At 45.9% G+C, this 22,320-nt stretch carries 25 protein-coding genes; 13 read left to right on the top strand and 12 right to left on the bottom strand.

Annotated features, from left to right (window positions below; genetic code table 11):
* Positions 1-2: 2 nt before the first annotated feature.
* Together ispH and ICN38_RS10755 are read right to left on the bottom strand one after the other, a co-directional pair.
* A complete protein-coding gene (ispH, locus tag ICN38_RS10750) occupies positions 3-953 on the bottom strand; it encodes a 4-hydroxy-3-methylbut-2-enyl diphosphate reductase (protein ID WP_216257098.1) in 951 nt (316 codons plus the stop codon).
* A 3-nt stretch (positions 954-956) separates the two neighbouring features.
* Entirely contained in the window at positions 957-1,403 is a 447-nt protein-coding gene (locus ICN38_RS10755) for a peptidylprolyl isomerase (protein ID WP_216257099.1), read from the bottom strand.
* Between the two features lie 42 nt (positions 1,404-1,445).
* Here ICN38_RS10755 and radC point away from each other — a divergent pair, with 42 nt between their 5' ends.
* The 3 genes from radC (at position 1,446) to rpmG (ending at position 2,685) form a co-directional block, all read left to right on the top strand.
* Positions 1,446-2,123, top strand: a complete 678-nt coding sequence (gene radC / locus ICN38_RS10760; protein ID WP_216257196.1) for a DNA repair protein RadC — start codon at positions 1,446-1,448, stop codon at positions 2,121-2,123.
* A gap of 149 nt (positions 2,124-2,272) precedes the next feature.
* On the top strand, positions 2,273-2,506 hold the full coding sequence (gene rpmB / locus ICN38_RS10765) for a 50S ribosomal protein L28 (RefSeq protein WP_011903570.1): 234 nt from the start codon (positions 2,273-2,275) through the stop codon (positions 2,504-2,506).
* A gap of 11 nt (positions 2,507-2,517) precedes the next feature.
* Entirely contained in the window at positions 2,518-2,685 is a 168-nt protein-coding gene (rpmG, locus tag ICN38_RS10770; protein ID WP_015421876.1) for a 50S ribosomal protein L33, read from the top strand.
* Positions 2,686-2,799: 114 nt separating this feature from the next.
* Here the strand turns inward: rpmG and ICN38_RS10775 are convergent, their stop codons facing one another.
* The 3 genes from ICN38_RS10775 to purN are packed head-to-tail and all read right to left on the bottom strand — an operon-like array spanning position 2,800 to position 6,229.
* Positions 2,800-3,999, bottom strand: coding sequence for a fatty acid desaturase (locus ICN38_RS10775; protein ID WP_216257100.1), 1,200 nt, complete (start codon positions 3,997-3,999; stop codon positions 2,800-2,802).
* A gap of 26 nt (positions 4,000-4,025) precedes the next feature.
* Positions 4,026-5,603, bottom strand: coding sequence for an RsmB/NOP family class I SAM-dependent RNA methyltransferase (locus ICN38_RS10780; RefSeq protein WP_216257101.1), 1,578 nt, complete (start codon positions 5,601-5,603; stop codon positions 4,026-4,028).
* The gene (purN, locus tag ICN38_RS10785) at positions 5,600-6,229 is read right to left on the bottom strand and encodes a phosphoribosylglycinamide formyltransferase (protein WP_216257102.1); all 630 of its coding nucleotides are present in this window, start codon (positions 6,227-6,229) and stop codon (positions 5,600-5,602) included. The genes ICN38_RS10780 and purN overlap by 4 nt, the downstream gene beginning before the upstream one ends.
* Positions 6,230-6,268: 39 nt before the next feature.
* On the opposite strand from purN, the gene ICN38_RS10790 reads away from it, so the two are divergent.
* Genes ICN38_RS10790 through dut form a run of 5 tightly spaced genes read left to right on the top strand, consistent with a single transcriptional unit; the run spans position 6,269 to position 12,263 of the window.
* Complete coding sequence (locus tag ICN38_RS10790) at positions 6,269-7,219, top strand: bifunctional riboflavin kinase/FAD synthetase (protein WP_216257103.1); 951 nt, start codon at positions 6,269-6,271, stop codon at positions 7,217-7,219.
* Entirely contained in the window at positions 7,212-10,073 is a 2,862-nt protein-coding gene (ileS, locus tag ICN38_RS10795) for an isoleucine--tRNA ligase (RefSeq protein ID WP_216257104.1), read from the top strand. Before ICN38_RS10790 ends, ileS begins: the two co-directional genes overlap by 8 nt.
* A 9-nt stretch (positions 10,074-10,082) precedes the next feature.
* Positions 10,083-10,571: a signal peptidase II gene (lspA, locus tag ICN38_RS10800; RefSeq protein WP_216257105.1), complete on the top strand. Its 489-nt coding sequence runs from the start codon at positions 10,083-10,085 to the stop codon at positions 10,569-10,571.
* Positions 10,572-10,580: 9 nt separating this feature from the next.
* On the top strand, positions 10,581-11,792 hold the full coding sequence (coaBC, locus tag ICN38_RS10805; RefSeq protein WP_216257106.1) for a bifunctional phosphopantothenoylcysteine decarboxylase/phosphopantothenate--cysteine ligase CoaBC: 1,212 nt from the start codon (positions 10,581-10,583) through the stop codon (positions 11,790-11,792).
* Between the two features lie 21 nt (positions 11,793-11,813).
* Entirely contained in the window at positions 11,814-12,263 is a 450-nt protein-coding gene (gene dut, locus ICN38_RS10810) for a dUTP diphosphatase (protein WP_216257107.1), read from the top strand.
* 69 nt (positions 12,264-12,332) lie between these two features.
* On the opposite strand, the gene ICN38_RS10815 is transcribed toward dut, so the two are convergent.
* From ICN38_RS10815 to clpS, 3 genes are read right to left on the bottom strand one after another with little or no spacing between them, the layout of a single operon-like run.
* On the bottom strand, positions 12,333-12,566 hold the full coding sequence (locus ICN38_RS10815; protein WP_216257108.1) for a hypothetical protein: 234 nt from the start codon (positions 12,564-12,566) through the stop codon (positions 12,333-12,335).
* Between the two features lie 30 nt (positions 12,567-12,596).
* The gene (clpA, locus tag ICN38_RS10820; protein ID WP_216257109.1) at positions 12,597-14,903 is read right to left on the bottom strand and encodes an ATP-dependent Clp protease ATP-binding subunit ClpA; all 2,307 of its coding nucleotides are present in this window, start codon (positions 14,901-14,903) and stop codon (positions 12,597-12,599) included.
* Positions 14,900-15,256 carry an ATP-dependent Clp protease adapter ClpS gene (gene clpS, locus ICN38_RS10825; protein WP_255562828.1) on the bottom strand — a complete coding sequence of 119 codons (357 nt, stop codon included), beginning with the start codon at positions 15,254-15,256 and terminating at the stop codon, positions 14,900-14,902. The genes clpA and clpS overlap by 4 nt, the downstream gene beginning before the upstream one ends.
* Before the next feature lie 274 nt (positions 15,257-15,530).
* Here clpS and ICN38_RS10830 point away from each other — a divergent pair, with 274 nt between their 5' ends.
* Both ICN38_RS10830 and ICN38_RS10835 read left to right on the top strand, forming a co-directional pair.
* A complete protein-coding gene (locus tag ICN38_RS10830) occupies positions 15,531-15,734 on the top strand; it encodes a cold-shock protein (protein ID WP_011903586.1) in 204 nt (67 codons plus the stop codon).
* Positions 15,735-15,818: 84 nt separating this feature from the next.
* Positions 15,819-16,283 (top strand): DUF192 domain-containing protein, encoded by a 465-nt coding sequence (locus tag ICN38_RS10835; protein WP_216257110.1) that lies wholly within the window; start codon positions 15,819-15,821, stop codon positions 16,281-16,283.
* An 81-nt stretch (positions 16,284-16,364) separates the two neighbouring features.
* Here the strand turns inward: ICN38_RS10835 and ICN38_RS10840 are convergent, their stop codons facing one another.
* The 3 genes from ICN38_RS10840 to argF form a co-directional block, all read right to left on the bottom strand.
* Positions 16,365-16,670 (bottom strand): pyrimidine/purine nucleoside phosphorylase, encoded by a 306-nt coding sequence (locus ICN38_RS10840; RefSeq protein WP_216257111.1) that lies wholly within the window; start codon positions 16,668-16,670, stop codon positions 16,365-16,367.
* A gap of 33 nt (positions 16,671-16,703) precedes the next feature.
* Positions 16,704-17,936 carry an argininosuccinate synthase gene (locus tag ICN38_RS10845; protein ID WP_216257112.1) on the bottom strand — a complete coding sequence of 411 codons (1,233 nt, stop codon included), beginning with the start codon at positions 17,934-17,936 and terminating at the stop codon, positions 16,704-16,706.
* Between the two features lie 66 nt (positions 17,937-18,002).
* A complete protein-coding gene (gene argF, locus ICN38_RS10850; RefSeq protein WP_216257197.1) occupies positions 18,003-18,950 on the bottom strand; it encodes an ornithine carbamoyltransferase in 948 nt (315 codons plus the stop codon).
* 151 nt (positions 18,951-19,101) lie between these two features.
* Here argF and ICN38_RS10855 point away from each other — a divergent pair, with 151 nt between their 5' ends.
* Positions 19,102-19,410, top strand: coding sequence for a DUF3579 domain-containing protein (locus tag ICN38_RS10855; RefSeq protein WP_216257113.1), 309 nt, complete (start codon positions 19,102-19,104; stop codon positions 19,408-19,410).
* Positions 19,411-19,489: 79 nt separating this feature from the next.
* On the opposite strand, the gene rpsT is transcribed toward ICN38_RS10855, so the two are convergent.
* Entirely contained in the window at positions 19,490-19,756 is a 267-nt protein-coding gene (gene rpsT, locus ICN38_RS10860) for a 30S ribosomal protein S20 (RefSeq protein WP_216257114.1), read from the bottom strand.
* 152 nt (positions 19,757-19,908) lie between these two features.
* Here rpsT and murJ point away from each other — a divergent pair, with 152 nt between their 5' ends.
* Complete coding sequence (murJ, locus tag ICN38_RS10865) at positions 19,909-21,462, top strand: murein biosynthesis integral membrane protein MurJ (protein WP_216257115.1); 1,554 nt, start codon at positions 19,909-19,911, stop codon at positions 21,460-21,462.
* A 5-nt stretch (positions 21,463-21,467) separates the two neighbouring features.
* A complete protein-coding gene (locus ICN38_RS10870) occupies positions 21,468-22,310 on the top strand; it encodes a SirB1 family protein (protein ID WP_216257116.1) in 843 nt (280 codons plus the stop codon).
* Positions 22,311-22,320: the final 10 nt, after the last annotated feature.

A 22,320-nucleotide genomic window follows, 5' to 3' on the forward strand; every position in this document is an offset into this window, starting at 1 on the left:
ATTTAGTCAACTAGGTTTTTGGGCAAAGAAAAAGTAACGTCTTCTACAATACCTGGTAGTGCCCGGATCTGACGCGGTCCAAATTCTTGGATGCGCTCTACGATAGACTGCGCTAGTGTCTCTGGGGCTGAGGCTCCCGCAGTTAGGCCGATTCGTTTTTTGCCTACAAACCACTCCGGCTTTAATTGATCCGGAGCATCAACCATGTAGGAAGGAACTCCTAACTTTTCAGAGAGCTCCCTCAAGCGATTGGAGTTAGAGCTCGCCGCACTACCAACCACAATGACCACTTCTACTTGTGGTGCCATAAATTTCACAGCATCTTGTCGATTCTGGGTGGCATAGCAAATATCTTGTTTACGAGGTTGGACAATATTGGGGAATTTTTTTGTTAGTGCTTCAACAATCTCTTTGGTCTCATCTACAGAGAGCGTAGTCTGGGTAACAAAGGCTATCTTTTTTTCGTTTGCAAAATTTAAATGCTCTAAATCTTCCGCTTTTTCAATCAGGAAGACGCCTTCTTTCACCTGCCCCATTGTCCCTTCAACTTCTGGATGACCGGCATGACCAATCATCAGCACTATGAAGCCATCCTTACACATCTTGACTACCTCAAGGTGCACTTTGGTAACCAAGGGACAAGTTGCATCGTATACCTGCAAACCTCGCTCTTTCGCTTCTTTACGAACATCTTGCGAAACACCATGGGCACTAAACACCACAATCCCCCCTTTGGGAACTTCATGCAAATGTTCCACAAATACGGCGCCACGTTCACGCAATTCATTGACTACATAAGCGTTGTGCACAATCTCATGGCGTACGTAGATTGGCGCACCAAAACGATTCAGCGCTTCATTCACGATATTAATTGCGCGATCCACGCCAGCGCAAAAGCCACGCGGTTGTGCCATCAAAATTTCAGAGCTATCGGAAAGGTTTTGTTTAGTCATGTCTTAAAGAATAGCAACGATTTCTGCTTCAAAAGTAACCGGCCTTCCAGCCAAGGGGTGATTGAAATCGAACCATGCGCCTTCATCATCAATCGATTGCAAAACACCTGCATATTGAGCGCCTCCAGGAGCATTAAATTCAATTACATCACCAGGATGAAATTTCGTATCCTCATCACGACCTTCTCTAAGTGCTTTCAAGGAAACCCACTGAACCAAATCTTCCTTGCGATCACCAAAACTTTCTTCTGGCGGTAAGAGCGCGCTTCGTTTCTCGCCTACACCCAAGCCCAACAACACCTTTTCAAAGCAAGGAGCAAATTGTCCAGATCCCATCAGAACCGTCGCAGGACGATCGACAAAAGTGTTGATGTAATCATCCCCGCTAGGCAAAGTAAGCCGATAGTTGAGGGTCAAATAGGAATTAGGCAAAACAGTAAGCTTGGACATAGGCTAATTGTATCGAGGCCCACGACGAACGTACATTCTCCGATTCCAGAGTGGCCCAAGAACGAGCAACCACGAGAAAAGCTTCGCCTTTATGGGGCTAGAGCCCTTTCTGATGCTGAGCTACTGGCCATCTTTTTGCGCGTTGGGGTTAAAGGCAAAAGTGCTGTTTCTTTGGCTGAAGATTTATTACGTCAATTTGGCAACCTCCCTCGACTGCTCGCTTGTAGCCCAGAAGAATTTATTCAAGTTCATGGCATGGGATTATCAAAATGGTCCCAAATACAGGCGGCCTACGAGCTCGTCAAACGCAGTCTTGAAGAAAGACTCGCCCAGGACTCGGTTTTTTCTTCCCCCAGCCAGGTACGAGAGTTCCTGCAAGCCAAAATAGGGGCCCTCCCCCATGAGGTTTTCTTATGCCTATACCTTGACTCCCGCTTTCATCTGATTGAATGCCAGGAGCTCTTTAGGGGCTCAATTACCCATACCGCGGTTTATCCTCGGGAGATCCTGAAAGAGGCCTTGGCCAGAAATGCCAGTGCACTTGTTGTAGCCCATAACCACCCTAGCGGAAACCCACTTCCGAGTGAATCTGATCAAGATCTAACCAAGACCCTCATCAAAGCACTCCAGCTGGTCGATATTCCACTGCTGGATCATTGCATTGTTAGTGGCACTGGTTTTTTCTCATTTTCCGATGCGGGGCTTATGAAAATTGATTAATAATGAGAGTAAACACTAACTTATTAAGCTATCTCAGATCTCTAGAGGGATTCTAGCGAACAATTCCCTTTGGCAAAGCCATTTAGGACTAGCCCAAAATAGGTCGAGACTGATACAATCTTCTCTTTTCGCAATTAATGGAGTAAGCCATGGCAAAAGTTTGCCAAGTCACTGGGAAGAAGCCGATGGTTGGCAACAATGTATCCCATGCAAACAATAAAACAAAGCGTCGCTTTTTGCCTAATTTGCAAAATCGTCGTTTCTGGGTTGAATCTGAAAACCGTTGGATTAGCTTGCGCTTAACCAATGCTGGTTTGCGCGTTATCGACAAGAATGGCATCGATGCCGTGTTGTCTGATCTACGTGCTCGTGGTGAAATTTAAGGAGCGCACAAATGGCTAAAGGCGGCAGAGAAAAAATCAAGTTAGAGTCATCAGCTGGTACTGGTCACTTTTACACAACTTCAAAAAATAAGCGTACAAAGCCTGAAAAAATGGAGATCATGAAGTTCGATCCTACTATTCGCAAGCACGTTGCTTACAAAGAAACAAAGCTGAAGTAAGAACTCAAGCAATCCTTACTTCAAGTAAATAAAAAACCCGCTACATCAGCGGGTTTTTTATTGCCTTCAGATTGCCAAAGACAAAATCCTTTTACTGAATTAACTAAGTGTTACTTAAGCGTATCGACGCAATCTTAATGAGAACTCACGCAGGCTTGCTAAGCCACTATCTTCAGCGCGTTGGCACCATGCATGCAACTGGGATACTAGCTGCTCCCTAGTAGAGTTAGAGCGACCCCAGATCGCATGTAAGTCACGACGCATTTCAATCATCTTGCGAAGCTGCGCGTTGCTTGCCATCAATTCCTCAAGCTTAGCCTTCTCATCGCTACTTAAGCGAGCTTCATCTTTCGCTAACCAGGTACGCGCATCTTTTAAATGCACTGCTAAAACTTGCATATGCTGAGCTTCATTGCTGAAGTAGTTGCGCAAAGTTTTGCTATAGCGGGCCATAATTTCATAACGATTAGCGATGATGGCTTCAAGGGTGTTTTGATCTGCTGGGCGCAAGTCACTTAGCACTGGCTTTGGTTGCGTCTTCTTCACCTTGGCCAAACCTACTGCACTCATCATCTGAATATAGAGCCAACCAATATCAAACTCATACCATTTATTGGAGAGCTTAGCGCTGGTAGCAAAGGTATGATGATTGTTGTGCAGCTCTTCGCCGCCAATCAAAATTCCCCAGGGAATAATATTGGTTGAGGCATCTTCACAATCGTAATTGCGATAACCCCAAAAGTGTCCAATCCCATTAATCACACCGGCAGCAGTAATCGGAATCCATAACATTTGTACTGCCCATACCGTTAAACCAATGCCGCCGAATAAAAAGACATCAATAATGAGCATCAGGCCAACGCCCTGCCAGGAGAACTTGGAATAAATATTGCGCTCGAGCCAATCATCTGGAGTGCCGTGACCAAACTTCTCAAGCGTTTCTAGATTGCCTGCCTCTTTTTTATAAAGCTCAGCACCCCGAGTCAACAGAGTTTTAATACCCAATATTTGTGGGCTATGGGGATCATCCACGGTCTCGCATTTAGCATGATGCTTACGATGAATAGAAGTCCACTCTTTTGTCACCATGCCGGTTGTTAACCAAAGCCAAAAACGGAAAAAATGAGAAACAATTGGATGTAGATCCAAAGCACGGTGTGCTTGGCAGCGATGCAAGAAAATCGTGACTGCAGCAATCGTAATGTGGGTCACAACGAGAGTGAAAATGGTGATTTGCCACCAAGACCAGTCTAAATAACCATTGGCAAGCCAATGAAGAAAAGAGTCAAAGCCGGTGTTTGCTGATAAATTCAAAAGTGATGCCCTAAAGTTCTAAAACTCTATTTTAGTTCTTTAAGGGCTTTCTTGGTTTTGACCTTGATCTCTTTTTCCCCATCTTTTTCAGGGCTTAAGATTTTTAATGGGGCCTTCTTTTGAAATACGGCTCCAAAAAAGCCATCTGTCCCATGAATATGGGGCCATAGCTGCCACCAAGGATTGTCTGGGCTGCATCCTAAGGGCAATTTGTCTTTTGGAAAGAGTGGCTGCAATACCTCTGCTGCTGGAACCACCTCAAATTCAGGGTGATTTGCCAAGAAAGCTTCCGCAATTCCTTGATTCTCTTGGGGTAAAAGACTGCAAGTGGCATAGACCAGACGGCCGCCCGGCTTTAATAAACGGGCTGCAGAGGTCAAAATATTGATCTGCTTAACATTGAGCTCTAGCACGCCAGTTGGCGTTTGGCGCCACTTCAGGTCTGGATTGCGACGCAAAGTACCCATACCACTACAAGGGGCATCTACCAGCACGCGATCGATTTTTCCGGCCAAGCGTTTGATCTTGCTGTCATTCTCACTATCAATCCAGACAGGATGCACGTTTGAGAGTCCGCTCCGGGCTTGTCTTGGCTTTAAGTTGGCTAAACGACGCTCAGATGTGTCTAAGGCGTACAAACGCCCTGTGGAGCGCATTAAGGCTCCAATCGCCAAGGTCTTACCGCCAGCGCCCGCACAAAAATCCACCACCATCTCACCGCGCTTTGGGGCGAGCAAATAGGCTAAGAGTTGGCTACCTTCATCTTGCACCTCAAACATTCCCGCTTTAAAGCCTGCGGTATTTTGCAGTGCTGGCTTACCCATAATGCGCACACCGTCAGGTGCGTAAGGTGTAGGTATCGCTTGGTAACGACCACCCAAGGCATTCATTTGCGCCAGTAATTCTTCGCGATTGGTTTTCATAGTATTTGCACGTAAATCCAAAAGCGCAGGATGCATTAATGATTTAGCTAGCTCTTCACGCGTTTCTTCACCAGGATATTTTCCAAATGCATCCCACAACCACTCCGGTAAATTATTGCGTACCAAGGGATTTAAAGCAGTTGGATCCACTTTAGAAAAACGTTGTAACCATTCATATTCACCGGCCTTCAATACATGCGCTAAATCCGCAATGGCACTTTCTGCTCGATTAGCAGAACCTAGGCCGCCCTCCGAGAGGGCAGACAGCAAACCCAATAGGGCTAAGCGTCTAGCCTGAGATCCTTCACCGCTTGAGGCAAATTGGGAGAATTCATTTTTACGACGCAAAATCGCAAATGCACTCTCAGCAATCAAAGCACGATCACGATTTCCTAATTGCGGTTCAGCGCGAAAGTAGCGACTGACAACGCGATCAGCTGGTTGCTCAAAAGTAAGTAACTCTGGCAATAAGCGCTCTAAATGAATCGCATGTTGCGGCAGAGCCTTGGCATTAGAAAAATTCTTTTGACCTTCAGGCGCAATTAAATTGCCACTGGCATTACGTCTTTCAGGACGACGCAGTGGGTCTTTCGTTTTTGCTGCATAACTTTTATGAGGGGCTAACCTGTTGCCAGTTCTTGAACCACTGGTAGATTTTCTTAAAGGGCGCTCGGTACTCATAATTTAAAAAATTGCGACTCTGGGGGTTGTAACTTCACTTGATTACCTTCTATTCGCAATCGTCCATCAAGAAACCATTTTACGGCCCGCGGATAAATCTGATGTTCAGCAGCTAAAACACGTGCTGCTAAAGTATCTGCATCGTCCCCTGACAGCACAGGAACGGAGGCCTGACAAATAATCGGGCCATCATCCACACCTTCAGTGACAAAGTGGACCGTAGCACCATGCTCTTGAACCCTAGCCTCTAAAACCCGCTCATGAGTATGCAAACCCGGGAATGCCGGCAAGAGCGCTGGATGAATATTGATCAGTCGACCCTTAAAATGATGAATAAACCCTGGAGTGAGGATTCTCATAAACCCAGCCAAAACCACTAAATCAGCTCCTAAACTATCAATTTGCTGGATTAGGGCAGCATCAAAGGATTCGCGGCTTGTATGTTCTTTGTGCTCTATGATAAACGCTGGAATGCCCTGAGAGCGAGCAAAATCAAGGCCCTTAGCCTCAGAATGGTTTGCGATGACCCCAGTAAATTTGACTGGCCACTGCTCTTTTTGAGCAGTTTTAACAATAGCCTCGAAATTAGATCCGCGGCCTGAGATTAAGGTGACGATTGAAAGCATGCCCACAATATAATTGATGGCTACCCTGAAAGCGATTTTGTGAACGTATTCCGAGGCCCCACCCAGTTTTCTGCAGGACCAGCTTGTGCCCTAACCATCGGCAATTTCGATGGCGTGCACAGGGGTCATCGCGCCCTGCTCAAGCAATTGGTGGAAGGTGCCAAAGAAAGAGATTTGGTGAGCTGCGTCATGACTTTCGAGCCGCACCCCAAGGAATTCTTTTCTCCTGAACAAGCCCCGCCCCGAATCCTAAATTTAAGAGATAAATTAGCAGCGCTTGCCAACATCGGCATTGATCGAGTGGTTGTGGAACATTTCAACTCTGCGTTTGCTCGCCTCTCCCCTGAAGAGTTTGTTTCTGAAATTATTGTGAAGCGACTGAATGCAAAATGGATTTTAATTGGTGATGATTTTTGCTACGGCGCCAAACGCGCCGGTAATTTTGCTAGCCTCATGACTGCTGGCGAAAAGTATGGCTTTACAGTTTCTAGTATTCAAACTATTTTGGAAGATGGTGAGCGTATTTCTAGTTCTGCTTTGAGAACTGCACTAGCCAATGGCGATATGCAACAAGCAGAAAAATTATTGGGTCGTCCTTATGGAATATCTGGTCACGTCATTCATGGACAACAATTGGGTCGTCAATTGGGTTTCCCTACTTTGAACCTAGCAGTAGCCAATCACTTGCATCATCGCAAGCCAGCAACGACTGGTATCTTTACTGCGCAGGTATTGGGTCTGGGCGATAAACCTCTCAAAGCTGTTGCTAGCTTAGGTGTGAGACCAACCGTTGAAGACGAAGGTCGCGTATTGCTCGAAACCCACATCTTTGATTACAGCCAAGATGTCTACGGAAAAATTATTACTGTAGAGCTCTTAGAAAAAATTCGTGACGAGGCAAAGTATTCGGACCTCGACACCCTCACAAAAGCCATTGCAGCCGATGCAGTGCATGCCAGAAATTATTTCCTGAAAAAAGCATATGTCTGAAAAAGAAAACACCTATCCCGTCAACCTGCTAGATACATCGTTTCCGATGCGAGGGGATCTTGCTAAGCGTGAGCCTCAATGGGTTGCCCAGTGGCAAAAGAATAAGCTCTACGAAAAGATTCGTGCTTCACACGCCAATCAACCCAAGTTTATCTTGCATGATGGCCCTCCTTATGCGAACGGCGACATTCATATTGGACATGCGGTCAATAAGATTCTGAAAGACATGATTGTGAAGTCCCGTTGGTTATTGGGCTTTGATTCGGTATATGTCCCTGGTTGGGATTGCCATGGCATGCCAATTGAAATTCAGATTGAAAAAGAGTTTGGCAAAAACTTACCTACCGCGGAAGTCCAAGCGAAAGCACGTGCTTATGCATTGCTGCAGGTTGAAAAACAGAAGAAGGATTTTGAGCGCTTGGGTGTACTCGGTGATTGGAATAATCCCTACCTCACCATGAGCTATCGCAACGAAGCTGATGAAATTCGCGCGCTCGGCAAGATTTGGGAAAAGGGTTACGTCTTCCGAGGCTTAAAACCCGTCAACTGGTGTTTTGATTGTGGCTCTGCCTTAGCAGAAGCAGAAGTGGAATACCAAGACAAGACTGATCCAACAGTAGACGTAGGCTTTGCATTTGATGATGCGCAGCGCCCACAACTTGCAAAGGCATTTGGTTTATCAGAGCTTCCAAATAAACCAGGTCAGATTGTGATTTGGACCACAACACCTTGGACTATCCCAGCCAACCAAGCTATGAACGTTCATCCTGAACTGACCTATGCCTTAGTTGATGTGGGTGACAAATTATTGATTCTGGCGCAAGACCGGGTGGAGATCTGTCTGCAAGACTACGGTCTGGAAGGTAAGGTGATTGGTACATGCCAAGGTAATGATCTAGCAAATATTTCTTTCTGGCATCCGCTTGCGTCATTGCATGAAGGATACAAACGTCTCTCTCCAATTTATCCTGCCCAATACGTCACCTTAGATACTGGTACCGGCATTGTTCACTCAGCGCCTGCCTATGGCGAAGAAGACTTTAAATCCTGCAAAGCTAATCACCTAGATGACAAAGATATCTTGAACCCTGTCATGGGTAACGGAGTCTATGCATCTTGGTTACCTCTCTTCGCTAACGAATATATCTGGAAAGCCAATCCTAAGATCGTTGAAGCAATGCGTGAAGCAGGCAGCCTGTTACGCGATAAAACCTATACCCACTCCTATATGCATTGCTGGCGCCATAAGTCGCCGATCATCTATCGCGCTACCTCACAATGGTTTGCCAGCATGGACAAGAAGCCATCCGATGGCAATCCTAGCTTGCGTGAAACAGCATTAGCAGGCATTGAAAATACTCAGTTCTTCCCAGCATGGGGTCAACAGCGTTTGCACAGCATGATTGCCAATCGACCAGACTGGACCTTGTCACGCCAACGTCAATGGGGCGTGCCCATGGCTTTCTTGGTTCACAAAGAAAGTGGTGAGCCTCATCCACGCACCGTAGAACTTCTCGAAGAAGTTGCTCAGCGCATAGAAAAAGGTGGTATTGAAGCCTGGCAGAAATTAGAAGTTGCAGAGCTATTGGGTGATGAAACTGCTCTATATGAAAAGAATCGTGACACTCTAGACGTTTGGTTTGATTCTGGAACAACGCATTGGCATGTCATTCGTGGCTCACATCGCGATGAGTTACTCACCACTGAAGCGCAGACTCCAAACGGTCGTCTAGCCGATTTATATCTTGAGGGATCAGATCAGCACCGTGGCTGGTTCCATTCATCTTTGCTTACCGGCGCAATGCTTGATGGCAAGCCTCCTTACAAGGCGCTGTTGACGCACGGCTTTACCGTCGATGGTCAAGGTCGCAAGATGAGTAAGTCCGTTGGCAACGTGATTGCACCACAACAAGTGGCCGATAAACTGGGTGCTGAAATCATTCGCTTATGGGTAGCCTCTACTGACTACTCCGGCGAGATGACCATCTCCGATGAAATTCTGAAGCGCGTTACGGAAAGTTACCGCCGTATTCGCAATACCTTACGATTCTTATTGGCTAATCTCTCTGACTTTGATCCAAGCAAACACTCTATGCCAGCAGATCAGTGGCTAGAAATTGATCGCTATGCAGTTGCGTTAGCCAACCAATTGCAAAGTGATATTGAGGCGCACTATCAGGCTTATGAGTTCCAGCCAGCAGTTGCTCGGATGCTAAGCTTTTGCTCTGAAGATTTGGGTGGATTCTATTTAGATATTCTAAAAGATCGTCTCTACACGAGCGCCCCAGACTCAGCGGATCGTCGTGCTGCGCAAAATGCACTATTTCATATCACCCGCAATCTATTGAAATGGCTATCTCCATTTCTCTCCTTTACCGCAGAGGAAGCATGGCAGTCATTCCCCCATGGCTCAAATGAAAAAGTAAAAGAATCTATCTTCATGGAAGAGTTTGGAAGCTTCCCTGATGTGGCCAATGCTAATGAACTACTTGCCAAGTGGAATCGTATTCGGGAAATACGCTCTGAAGTAACCAAGGCCATCGAAATCGAGCGTGAAGCTGGTCATGTTGGCTCATCCTTGCAGGCTGAGCTCACTATCAAGGTAGGCGATATCGACTTTGCTATTCTGCATTCTCTCGAGAATGATTTACGCTTTGTCACCATTACCTCAAGTGCTGATATTGAATTAAATAACAATGGACTAGAAGTCTTGGTGCGCGGTAGTCAATATCAGAAATGTGGACGTTGCTGGCATCACACTGCCGATGTAGGTAGCAATCCAGAGCATTCTGATCTTTGTGGTCGCTGCATCAGCAACCTCTTTGGTGATGGTGATCACCGTCTATTTGCGTAAGCGAAGTAAATGAAACTAACATTGCTACGATATCTTGCACTTGCCACATTGGTTCTATTGCTAGATCAATTGAGTAAATGGTCTGCATTAAGCAACTTACAGATGGGCGTCCCTGAGCCAGTACTCCCATTTTTAAATTGGTTACTGCTGTTTAATCCAGGCGCTGCTTTCTCATTTTTGGCACAGGGCTCTGGCTGGCAACGTTGGTTCTTTACTATCCTTGGTCTTGGGGCTGCAATTTATATTGTTTACTTGCTCTACAAAAGCCAAGGTGAAAAAATGCTATGCATAGCCTTAAGCCTGATCCTCGGTGGGGCACTCGGTAACGTTTTAGATAGGATGATGTTCGGGGCAGTAGTCGATTTTATTGATGTGCATTACGCAAACTGGCATTGGCCTGCATTTAATATTGCTGACAGCGCTATTTGTATCGGTGCCGCCCTCATTATTTGGGGTGAATTTCGTAAGTCGTTTGGCAAATCTGCCCAATCCCATTAAGCTGGCGCCATGCAATCACTTTTAAATAAAAAAATTGTTCTCGGTATCTCTGGTGGCATCGCTGCCTATAAGACGCCTGAACTTGCTCGTCAATTAATACAAGAAGGTGCCACAGTACAAGTGGTGATGACTGAAGCAGCAGGACAATTTGTGACGGCAGTGACGATGCAAGCTCTTACAGGAAATCCGGTCTATACAAGTCAATGGGATAGCAGTATCTCGAACAATATGGCTCATATTGAATTGTCGAGAGCCGCAGATGCCATTCTGATTGCTCCCACTAGTGCCGATCTCATGGCTAAACTTTCTCTAGGATTAGCAGATGATTTACTCAGCACCCTCTGTCTTGCAAGAGATTGCCCGCTATTACTAGCTCCAGCAATGAATAAGCAAATGTGGGACCACGCTGCCACTCAACGCAGTGCGCAAAGATTGCTAGAGGATGGCGTTAGCTTATTGGGTCCAGCTAGTGGATTTCAGGCATGTGGTGAAGTAGGCATGGGCAGAATGCTCGAGCCTGCAGAAATTACAGAGCAAGTAGTCGCCTTCTTTCAGAAAAAAACTTTACTGGGCAAAAAAGTATTAATTACTGCCGGCCCTACCTTTGAAGCAATTGATCCCGTTCGCGGAATCACAAATCATAGCTCTGGCAAGATGGGCTTTGCGATTGCTCGTGCGGCATTAGAGGCAGGTGCAGAGGTGCATCTCATTGTAGGTCCCTGCGACCTAGAGACCCCGCTGGTAGCGGCTGGGAAAATTACCCGCACCAATGTGATCAGTGCGAAAGAAATGCATGCGGCCGCTCTGAATTCAACTGATAAGGACATCTTCTTTGCTGTCGCCGCCGTAGCAGACTGGGGTATTGCCAAGCCTGCGAAAGAAAAGATTAAACGTCAGGGACAAAATCCGCCTGCATTAGAGTTTGTTGCCAATCCCGATATTCTTTTAGATATCGCAAAGACGGTTAAAACCAAGAATGGTAAGTCTTATCCTTATTGCGTTGGCTTTGCAGCAGAGTCTACCAATCTAGAGGCGCATGCAGAGGAGAAACGGAAGCGTAAAGGCATTCCAATGATCGTTGGCAATCTCGGCCCAGCCACCTTTGGTAGCGACCTCAATGAACTCATGGTGATCGATGCTCAAGGAAGTAAAAAAATTGCTAAAGCCGAAAAACTCCAATTAGCACGGCAACTTATTCAGCTGGTCGCCAAGAAAATTTAAATCCCCGCTTTAGGAAATTTCATGCAAATACTCCAAGTCAAAATTCTCGATGAACGTATGCGTGATCAGTTGCCTTCTTATGGCACACCTGGCAGTGCAGGACTCGATTTGAGAGCCTGCATTGATGAAACAATTGAAATTGCCCCAGGTCAAACAGTGCTTATCCCTACGGGATTGGCTATTTATGTAGAAGATCCACGTTATGCCGCTTTTATTCTGCCGCGTTCAGGTCTTGGCCATAAACATGGCATCGTCTTGGGCAATCTGGTTGGTCTCATTGATTCAGATTACCAGGGACAGCTCATGGTGAGCACCTGGAACCGAGGTTCAACCCCCTTTAAACTGGAGCCTATGGAGCGCTTAGCTCAATTGGTCGTCATGCCTGTACAACAAGTTGAACTCAAGATAGTGGAAGAGTTTACTGAAAGTAGTCGTGGCGCTGGTGGATTTGGAAGCACGGGCAGAAGCTAAGAAATTGATATAGATACTCAATATTAGAAAAGCCACCCTAGGGTGGCTTTTCTAATAAGCAAGTATTACTTATTTACGAATATGCGCTTTACGAGCAGCATCTTGTGACATGCCAGCGCCAGGACCTTCGCGAGATTCTTTTTCTGCAGTGATTTCTTTGCGACGCTCTTTACAAGAACCAGCAATTTCTTGCAGTGCCTTACGAGCACGTGCAGCAGAAGCCTTTATACCTTTACCTTGAAACTTTTCATTTTCAGCCTTGTAGGTTTCAAAAGCATCTAGTAATTTATCGTGATGGGACATTTTTTCCTTTTTAATTCGTTATTAAAAGATTTAAATTTCTTCGGCTGAAGCAATATCAGTCTTAGGGGCCTTACGTGAAACAGCAGGTGCATCAAATTCTAATTTCACCTTACCTTCCTCATCAATATCGACCGAAACATGACCGCCTTGAGCCAATTTGCCAAATAAAAGCTCATCAGCAAGCGCTTTACGAACCGTATCTTGAATAATCCGCTGCATTGGGCGAGCACCCATGAGCGGATCAAATCCGTGCTTAGCCAGATGCGCTCTCAAAGCTGGACTGAAAGCAGCATCGACTTTCTTCTCATGCAGTTGCTCTTCTAGCTGCATTAAGAATTTATCCACTACGCGCATGATGATGGTCTCATCAAGTGCCTTGAAGGAAACAATCGCATCTAAACGGTTACGGAACTCAGGCGTAAAGAATTTTTTAATGTCAGCCATCTCATCACCAGATTCACGTGCATTAGTAAATCCGATGGTAGATTTTTGCATTGCCTCTGCGCCAGCATTGGTAGTCATGATGATGATCACATTACGGAAGTCAGTCTTACGACCATTGTTATCGGTCAAAGTACCGTGATCCATCACCTGCAAGAGGATGTTGAAAATATCCGGATGGGCTTTTTCAATCTCATCAAGCAAGAGAACACAATGGGGCTTCTTACTAACCGCCTCAGTAAGCAAACCACCCTGATCAAAGCCCACATAGCCTGGAGGGGCGCCAATCAAACGACTGACAGCATGCCGCTCCATATATTCGGACATATCAAAGCGCAGCAGCTCAATTCCTAAAATGTAGGCCATCTGCTTAGCAACCTCAGTCTTACCAACACCCGTAGGTCCTGAGAATAAGAAAGAGCCAATGGGACGGTCGATCTTACCCAGACCAGCGCGGGTCATCTTAATCGCGCTAGCCAAGGCCTCAATCGCAGGATCCTGGCCAAACACCACACTCTTAATGTCGCGATCCAATGTTTGCAACTTACTACGATCATCCACGGTGACTGACTGGGGCGGTATGCGAGCAATTTTGGCAACAATCTCTTCGATCTCAGGACGGCCAATGGTTTTCTTTTGCTTAGACTTAGGCAAGATACGTTGTGCAGCACCTGCTTCATCAATCACATCAATCGCCTTATCTGGCAAATGACGATCATTGATGTAGCGTGAAGAAAGTTCTGCAGCGGCAACTAAAGCAGCAGCAGCGTATTTCACGCTATGGTGTTCTTCAAAGCGTGATTTAAGGCCACGCAAGATTTGTACCGTCTGATCGACTGTTGGCTCAACTACATCGACCTTCTGGAAACGACGCGACAATGCAGCATCTTTTTCAAAAATACCGCGGTACTCAGTGAAAGTAGTTGCCCCAATACATTTCAATTGACCATTCGATAACGCAGGCTTTAATAAATTACTTGCATCTAGGGTTCCACCAGATGCAGCGCCAGCACCAATTAAGGTATGAATTTCATCAATGAACAAAACACCGTGCGCATGATCTTTTAATGACTTGAGAACGCTCTTTAAGCGCTGTTCAAAGTCGCCACGATATTTAGTACCTGCCAAGAGGGCGCCCATATCCAATGAGTACACAGTAGCGTTAGCCAAAATGTCTGGAACATCACCTTTCACAATGCGCCATGCCAAACCTTCGGCAATGGCCGTCTTACCAACGCCAGCCTCACCCACCAAGAGTGGGTTATTTTTACGACGGCGGCATAGGACCTGAATCACGCGTTCAACTTCACTATCACGCCCAATGAGCGGATCAATCTTGCCCTGACGCGCCAAAGTGTTGAGATTTTGAGTGTATTGATCTAAGGGACTTTCTTTTCCAGAAGAGGCGACCTCCTCAGTCTCTTGTGCTGCATCAGTAGGTTTGATGTGCTCAGCCTGATCTTTTCGTACACCATGACTAATAAAGTTGACAACGTCTAAACGCGTTACCCCCTGCTGTTGCAAGAAATACACTGCGTGAGAATCTTTCTCACCAAAAATCGCAACTAGTACATTGGCACCAGTAACTTCTTTCTTACCATTGGACGTGGATTGCACATGCATGATGGCGCGCTGGATGACACGCTGAAAGCCTAGAGTTGGCTGTGTATCTACTTCATCAGTGCCAGGCACCACCGGCGTATTGTCATTGATGAAATTCTTGAGCTGTGCTCGCAGCTCTGCAATATTCACAGCGCAAGCCTTCAAGACTTCAACGGCTGTAGCGTTATCAAGTAACGCGGCCAATAAATGTTCCACTGTGATGAATTCGTGACGAGAAGCTCTTGCGTCAACGAACGCCATGTGCAAACTGACTTCTAGTTCCTGGGCAATCATGCTTCCTCCATAGTGCACTGTAGTGGGTGGCCCGCTTCACGGGATAATTCAACAACTTGATGCACCTTCGTAGCAGCGACATCGCGAGTAAACACTCCACAAATGCCTTTGCCAACTAAATGAACCTGCAACATGATGCGAGTTGCAGTTTCATGATCTTTATTAAAATACTCTTGAATCACCATCACCACAAACTCCATTGGGGTGTAATCATCATTTAATAACAATACTTTAAACATCGAGGGTGCTTTAACTTTTTCTGCTTGCTTTTCGAGCAGAATCGTATCCTCGAGGTAGGGATTGGCTGGATTACCAGTAGTGGGATTTTTAGGTGCGGTACTCATGAGAAACATTCTAAACACAGATAACAAAACTTTATTTTTAGGATCTTGTTGCGAAAACCCCGCAAAAACCCCTATTTAAACCATATTGGGGCATTTTTTGAGAAAAAAAGGGGTAATCACTAGGGTATGAGCACATATAACTCCTTGACACCCCTACAAAAAGGGCAAACAATCGAGGGGTAGGCCTTTATTGAGGTTCTATTTAGGCGTGTTGTGGAGCGAGACTGATTAAAAAGTATTTACCCTCATCACGGTTGTTTTAAGTTTATGTAATGGAGTTCGCATGGCGACCGGAATTGTTAAGTGGTTCAATGATGCAAAAGGTTTTGGCTTTATCAAACCTGATGATGGTGAAGAAGAGTTGTTCGCGCATTTCAGCGCAATTACTATGCCTGGGTTTAAAACCCTCAAGGAAAACCAAAAGGTAACGTTTGACATTACCCAAGGCCCTAAAGGCAAGCAAGCTACCAATATCCAAGCGGCTTAATAGTCCTTAGATCATTATGGAAAACCCAGGACTTGTTCCTGGGTTTTTTTTCGTCTGCATTTTCTCTCGCTTAGAATGCACAACATGTCTCTATCCACAAAATACTTGCGCAACGCATGCACATCAATATTCTCATCTATCCTTTTAGTTTGTTCAGGACTTGTGCCAGCACAAGTGAATGTAGGTTTACCCACGATTGAATTAAAGACAGGTATTTATCGTATTCAGGCAGAACTGGCTGATAACCCAAAAGCAAGAGAGGTAGGCCTCATGAATCGCACCACGATGCCAGCCAACTCGGGCATGCTGTTTGTCTTTGAACAAAAGGCTGGTCATTGCTTTTGGATGAATAACACTAAGATCCCTCTTGCTATTGCCTTTATTGCTGACGATGGCAAGATTATCAATATTGAAGAGATGCAAGCAGAAACTACGAATAGCCACTGCCCTAAAGCAACTGTGCGTTATGCCCTTGAGATGAACAAGCAATGGTTCTCAGAGCGAGTCATTGTGCCTGGTACAGTGATTACAGGGCTACCTAAGAGGTAAGCGGTAAAAGAATTACCAATAAAAACGCAGACCTCGGTCTGCGTTTTGTTTATGAGTGCTGCTGACTTATTTCCGATTACTTTATTCAAAGTGGCAAACATAATGCACGGGTTGCTCCGCACGGATGATGAAATAACCGCCCTTTTCGACTTCCCAGCTTTGACCAGCTTTGAACTCTTGTTCTGGAGCGCCATTAATACTGACAAAAGCATTGCCATCGACTACTTCCATGATTTCTTTGGTACTGAGGTCAAAACGCAAGGTGCTTGGCAATACAACACCTACTGACTTACGAATACCATTAGGCAAAGTCACAGTATGCGATACGCATTTACCGTCAAAATATACATTGGCCTTTTTGCCTACTGAAACTTGATCAAATTGCATCTGAATTTCCTCTAATTTAAATTTTAGGTTTGATTATTTCTTGGCACGCTTGCGCTTGGCAATTTCTGCAATCCGCATACGCAGCGCATTGAGCTTAATAAAGCCGCCAGCATCCGCTTGGTTGTATGCACCGCCATCATCATCAAAGGTGGCGATATTTTGATCAAACAAAGTATTCGCTGAATCGCGTGAGATGACTGACACTGAGCCCTTATAGAGCTTCAAGCGAACTACGCCATTGACCATCTGCTGCGTATGATCAATCAAAGTTTGCAAAGCAATGCGCTCGGGAGACCACCATAAACCGTTATAGATCAAGCTCGCATAACGTGGCATGAGGTCATCCTTGAGGTGAGCCACTTCGCGATCGAGGGTAATACTCTCGATACCGCGGTGCGCTTTCAGAAGAATGGTACCGCCAGGAGTTTCATAACAGCCACGACTCTTCATGCCCACAAAGCGATTTTCTACCAAATCCAAACGGCCAATACCGTGCTTGCCACCAATACGGTTTAGTTCCGCCAACAACTCATGAGCTTTATAGGCTTTTCCATCGATGGCAACGGGATCACCCGCACGGAACTCAATTTCAATAATTTCAGCGGCATCGGGTGCTTTTTCAGGGGAAACTGTCCAACGCCACATTGACTCTTCGGCCTCAGCATTCGGGTTCTCTAAATGACGACCTTCATAACTGATGTGCAGCAAGTTGGCGTCCATTGAATAAGGTGAGCCACCTTGCTTGTGCTTCATCTCTACTGGAATGCCATGCTTTTCAGCATAGGCCATGAGTTTTTCACGAGAGAGTAGATCCCATTCACGCCATGGGGCAATCACTTTGATTCCTGGCTCTAATGCGTAGTAACCCAACTCAAATCGAACCTGATCGTTACCTTTACCAGTAGCGCCGTGTGAAACTGCATCTGCACCTGTCAGACGAGCAATTTCAATTTGACGCTTGGCAATTAAGGGGCGGGCAATCGAAGTGCCTAGTAAATATTCGCCTTCATAAATTGTGTTCGCACGGAACATCGGAAATACAAAGTCGCGAACAAACTCTTCACGCAAATCATCGATAAAAATATTTTCTGGTTTGATACCAAACTGCAAAGCCTTAGCACGCGCTGGCTCCAACTCTTCACCCTGACCCAAGTCAGCGGTAAAAGTCACAATCTCACACCCGTAAGTATCTTGAAGCCATTTCAAGATCACGCTAGTGTCTAGACCACCGGAATAAGCTAGTACTGCTTTTTTAATATCAGACATGTTTTCTATTCAATCAAAAAATAATCAAAACGAATTACAAAACTCAATGAACACTTAAATAACTTTTTATTCCAAACGCCCGCAGAGCAAATACTCCATCAATGCCTTCTGGACGTGCAGACGATTTTCCGCCTCTTCCCACACAATGCTTTGAGGCCCGTCTATGACTTCGGCAGACACCTCTTCTCCACGATGCGCTGGCAGGCAATGCATAAATAAGGCATCTGGTTTTGCAGCAGCCATTAACTCCTCGTCTACCATCCAATCCTGAAAAGCCTTCATGCGTGAAGTATTTTCAGCTTCATAGCCCATGCTGGTCCATACATCGGTGGTTACCAAATCTGCATCTTTGCAAGCGTCCTTGGGATCAGCACAAACCGTTAAATGCTTTGCAGCTTCCTTTGTCAAGCGACTGGTATCAAGTTGATATCCTGCGGGTGCTGAAAAACGAAATTGGAAATCCAAACATTCTGCTGCCTGTATCCAGGTGTAAGCCATGTTGTTGGCATCACCAACCCAGGCAACGGTTTTTCCTTGAATAGGGCCGCGTGCCTCCACATAAGTGAAGATATCGGCTAATACCTGACAAGGATGAAACTCATTGGTTAAGCCATTAATGACTGGCACACGAGAATTCGCTGCAAATCGCTCGATAATGTCCTGTCCGAAGGTGCGAATCATGATGATGTCAGTCATCCGAGAAATCACCTGCGCAGCATCCTCTACAGGCTCGCCACGGCCCAACTGTGTATCTCGGGTATTTAGGTATACAGCATGGCCACCAAGTTGATGTATGCCCGCCTCAAAAGAAAGACGTGTACGAGTGGAGTGCTTCTCAAAAATCATTGCCAATGTACGATCGTGCAAAGGATGCCAAGTCTCGTAACTTTTGAATTTTGACTTGAGCCATGCCGTTCTTTTGAGCAAGAATTCATACTCCTCACGACTCAAGTCGGAAAACTGGAGGTAGTGCTTGACCTGACCAGGCACTTGAGGCTTTGCCAGAGATGTCATTGTTGAGCTTTCTACTAAAGTTTTAGCTTGCATTTTTTCTCAAAGCTTTCGACTACACAAAAATAGATCCTAAAGTCATCTTACGGCCAACTCAGGCTGTTAAGCTAGAGGGCTTAGTACCACTTATTTCTTCCACGTTCCAAAAGCCAATTTGAACTATAAACAGTTGTTCATTCAAGGTATTACAACTTCTGGCAAGCCCTTTCGCCCCAGTGACTGGGCGGAGCGTCTTTGCGGGGTAATGGCTACGTTTCGCCCACCAGGAGATTCTGGAGACCCTCGCTTCACTTATTCGCCCTACGTTAGACCTGTACTGATTGCAAAAGTGAAATGCGTTGTTATTGATACCAGACTAGGTGATCTTGATCCAAGAGCGCTGGACTTTGTAATGAACTTTGCCAAAGACAACAGTCTACCGATCGAAGAGGCATGTGAGTTTGAACCCAAACCCCAAACCTAGCCCTAAAAACAAAAACCCGCTCTGATGAGGAGCGGGCTTAGGTCGAAATACACTCGACCAGCCTACAACAATTACTAAATTACGCTGCCATCGCCTTAATTGCTGCAGACAAACGTGACTTCTGACGAGCAGCAGTATTTTTGTGAGCAATCTTTTTGTCAGCAATCTTGTCGATCGTTGCTTGAGTTGCTGCGAATACTTTAGCAGCTGCGTCTTTATCACCAGTGTCGATTGCTTTACGTACTGCCTTAATGGATGTACGGAGCTTTGAACGCAAGCTGGAGTTATGCTCGTTCTGTTTTACTGCCTGGCGTGCGCGCTTGCGCGCTTGTGCGGTATTGGCCATCTTTAAACCTTGCCTCTATAAATTGCTAAATACGATTAGTTGAAAATCTTGTCGGATGCGCCGGATTTGTAAGCCAGCCCACCAAAACCCAAGATTTTACATTAAAGGGGCAAAAAAGCCCAGTTGCTTGATAAATAGGGGAAAATCGGCTCATGAATCTGCTTTCTGCCGCATTCAAGGTTAGCTCCTTGACCATGCTTTCCCGCATTACGGGCCTCCTCCGAGAGACTCTGATTGCCCGTAGTTTCGGGGCCTCCGAGTGGACTGACGCCTTTAATGTGGCTTTTAGGCTACCCAATCTCTTACGCCGATTATTTGCCGAAGGGGCCTTTTCCCAGGCTTTTGTACCTATTTTGGGGGAGATTTCCAGTAGCGGAGATCAGAAACAGGCTCAAATCCTAGTTAATGCGGTCGCCACGCTCTTATTTTGGGTATTACTGCTCACCGTATTGATAGGCGTTATTGGCGCCCCAGTGCTCATTCTGGTAATTGCTACAGGCTTCAGTGGTGGGCCGGCTTTTGAGGCTAGTGTCGTAATGACCCGCATCATGTTCCCTTATATCGGACTGATATCCATGGTCTCGCTATCGGCCGGTATTTTGAACACCTTTGGGCGTTTTGCAATTCCAGCCTTTACCCCTGTATTGCTCAATCTTGCCCTAATTGGAAGCGCCATCTTTTTAGCGCCACATCTTGAGCAACCCATTTATGCCTTGAGCATTGGCGTGCTGATAGGTGGTGTACTTCAGTTAGCTATTCAAATTCCGGCATTGTCTCGCTTGGGTCTTCTGCCGCGCGTTGGCTTAATGCCTGGCGCAATCAAAGCAGCAATTCGTAATCCTGATGCAAGGCGTGTTTTAAAACTGATGGGGCCTGCCGTGTTTGCTGTGTCAGTTGCGCAAATTTCTTTAATTATTAATACCAACATTGCCTCACGCTTGCAAGCTGGCAGTGTTTCTTGGCTTTCCTATGCCGATCGCTTGATGGAATTTCCAACGGCTTTGCTTGGGGTAGCTTTGGGTACCGTGCTCCTACCAAGCTTAAGTAAGGCCAATGCTAAAAATGACTTGGTTCATGCTGGCGAACTTTTGATCTGGGGCTTGCAACTGACATTCTTATTGGCGGCCCCTTGTGCAATTGCATTGTTTATTTTTGGCGAGCCCATTGCGGCTGTCTTGTATCACTATGGAAAATTTAATGCCCTCGATGTTTTGATGACGCAGCGCGCCCTATCTGCTTACGGCGTTGGACTCATCGGCTTGATCTTGGTAAAAATATTGGCGCCCGGTTTTTATTCTCGCCAAGATATTCGGACACCCGTCAAAATTGGCATACTTGTATTGGTTGCCACCCAATTGGCTAACCTGGTATTTGTTCCCTGGCTTGGGCATGCAGGTCTAGCACTTTCAGTAGGGGCTGGAGCCTGTCTAAATGCTGCACTACTTTGGGTCGGTTTACGTAAACGTGGCGCCTTACCAGATGCTGCTTGGGCTAAATACCTGGGGCAATTATTATTGGCGCTGATTCCTCTGGCGGGGGTACTGTTTTATGGGGCTTATGCCCACAATTGGATCGCTCTTCAGGCGGAGCCTTGGATCCGGATTGGACTTCTAGCCGGGTGGCTTGGATTGGCAGCGATTGTCTACTTTGCATCCCTGGCTTTAGTCGGAATTCGCTGGCAAAAATTCTTACGTCATGCAAAATAGCTTCTATGCCAACACAACAACTCGATTATTTCACCTCCTTAGTTGCTGAAGACGAACACCTGCCTTTAACCGAGGCAGCCATTGCGGTTGCTCAGCACGCTTATCCCGATCTAGATGTTCAAGGGGTGCTCGATCAAATTGACGAGATGGGTAACAAACTCAAAACCCGTATTACGCCGGATACTTCACCCGTTCAGCGCTTACAAATTCTGAAACATTTTTTTTATACTGAGCTGGGTTTTGGTCCAAACCCAAATGATTTCTACAATCCAGAAAATTCTTATCTGCACTACATCCTAGAAAATCGCAGAGGCATCCCCATTTCATTGGCAATATTAATGATGGAGCTTGGCAATCAAATTGGCTTAAAAATACGCGGCGTGTCATTTCCGAATCACTTTATGATGCGGATCTCTTTGCAACAAGGTGAAGTGATCATGGATCCTCTCACAGGAGAATCTCGCTCTAAGCATCAGCTACAAGAAATGTTGGATCCCTATCTGGATGCCAAAGGCTATCGTGGAGATCTCAGCCTGCCATTGAATGTTTTCTTGCGCGCTTCTAGTCCTCGAGAAATCCTCTCACGCTTTTTAAGAAATCTCAAAATGATTTACTCAGAACATGAGCGCTGGGAACGCTTGCTAGGTATACAGGAGCGCTTGGTCATTCTATTGCCTGACTCTGCAGAGGAGATTCGCGATCGCGGTCTAATCTTTGCACAACTGGAATATTTCCGTCCCGCCTTGGCTGATATGCATCGTTACCTGAGTGAAGCGCCAGGAGCGGAAGATGCTAGCGATATTCGTGAGCATATCGCCACACTGGAAAGCCAAACCAAACTGCACTAATGTTTTAGCC

Source organism: Polynucleobacter sp. AP-Melu-500A-A1, from assembly GCF_018882125.1.
Lineage (GTDB): Bacteria > Pseudomonadota > Gammaproteobacteria > Burkholderiales > Burkholderiaceae > Polynucleobacter.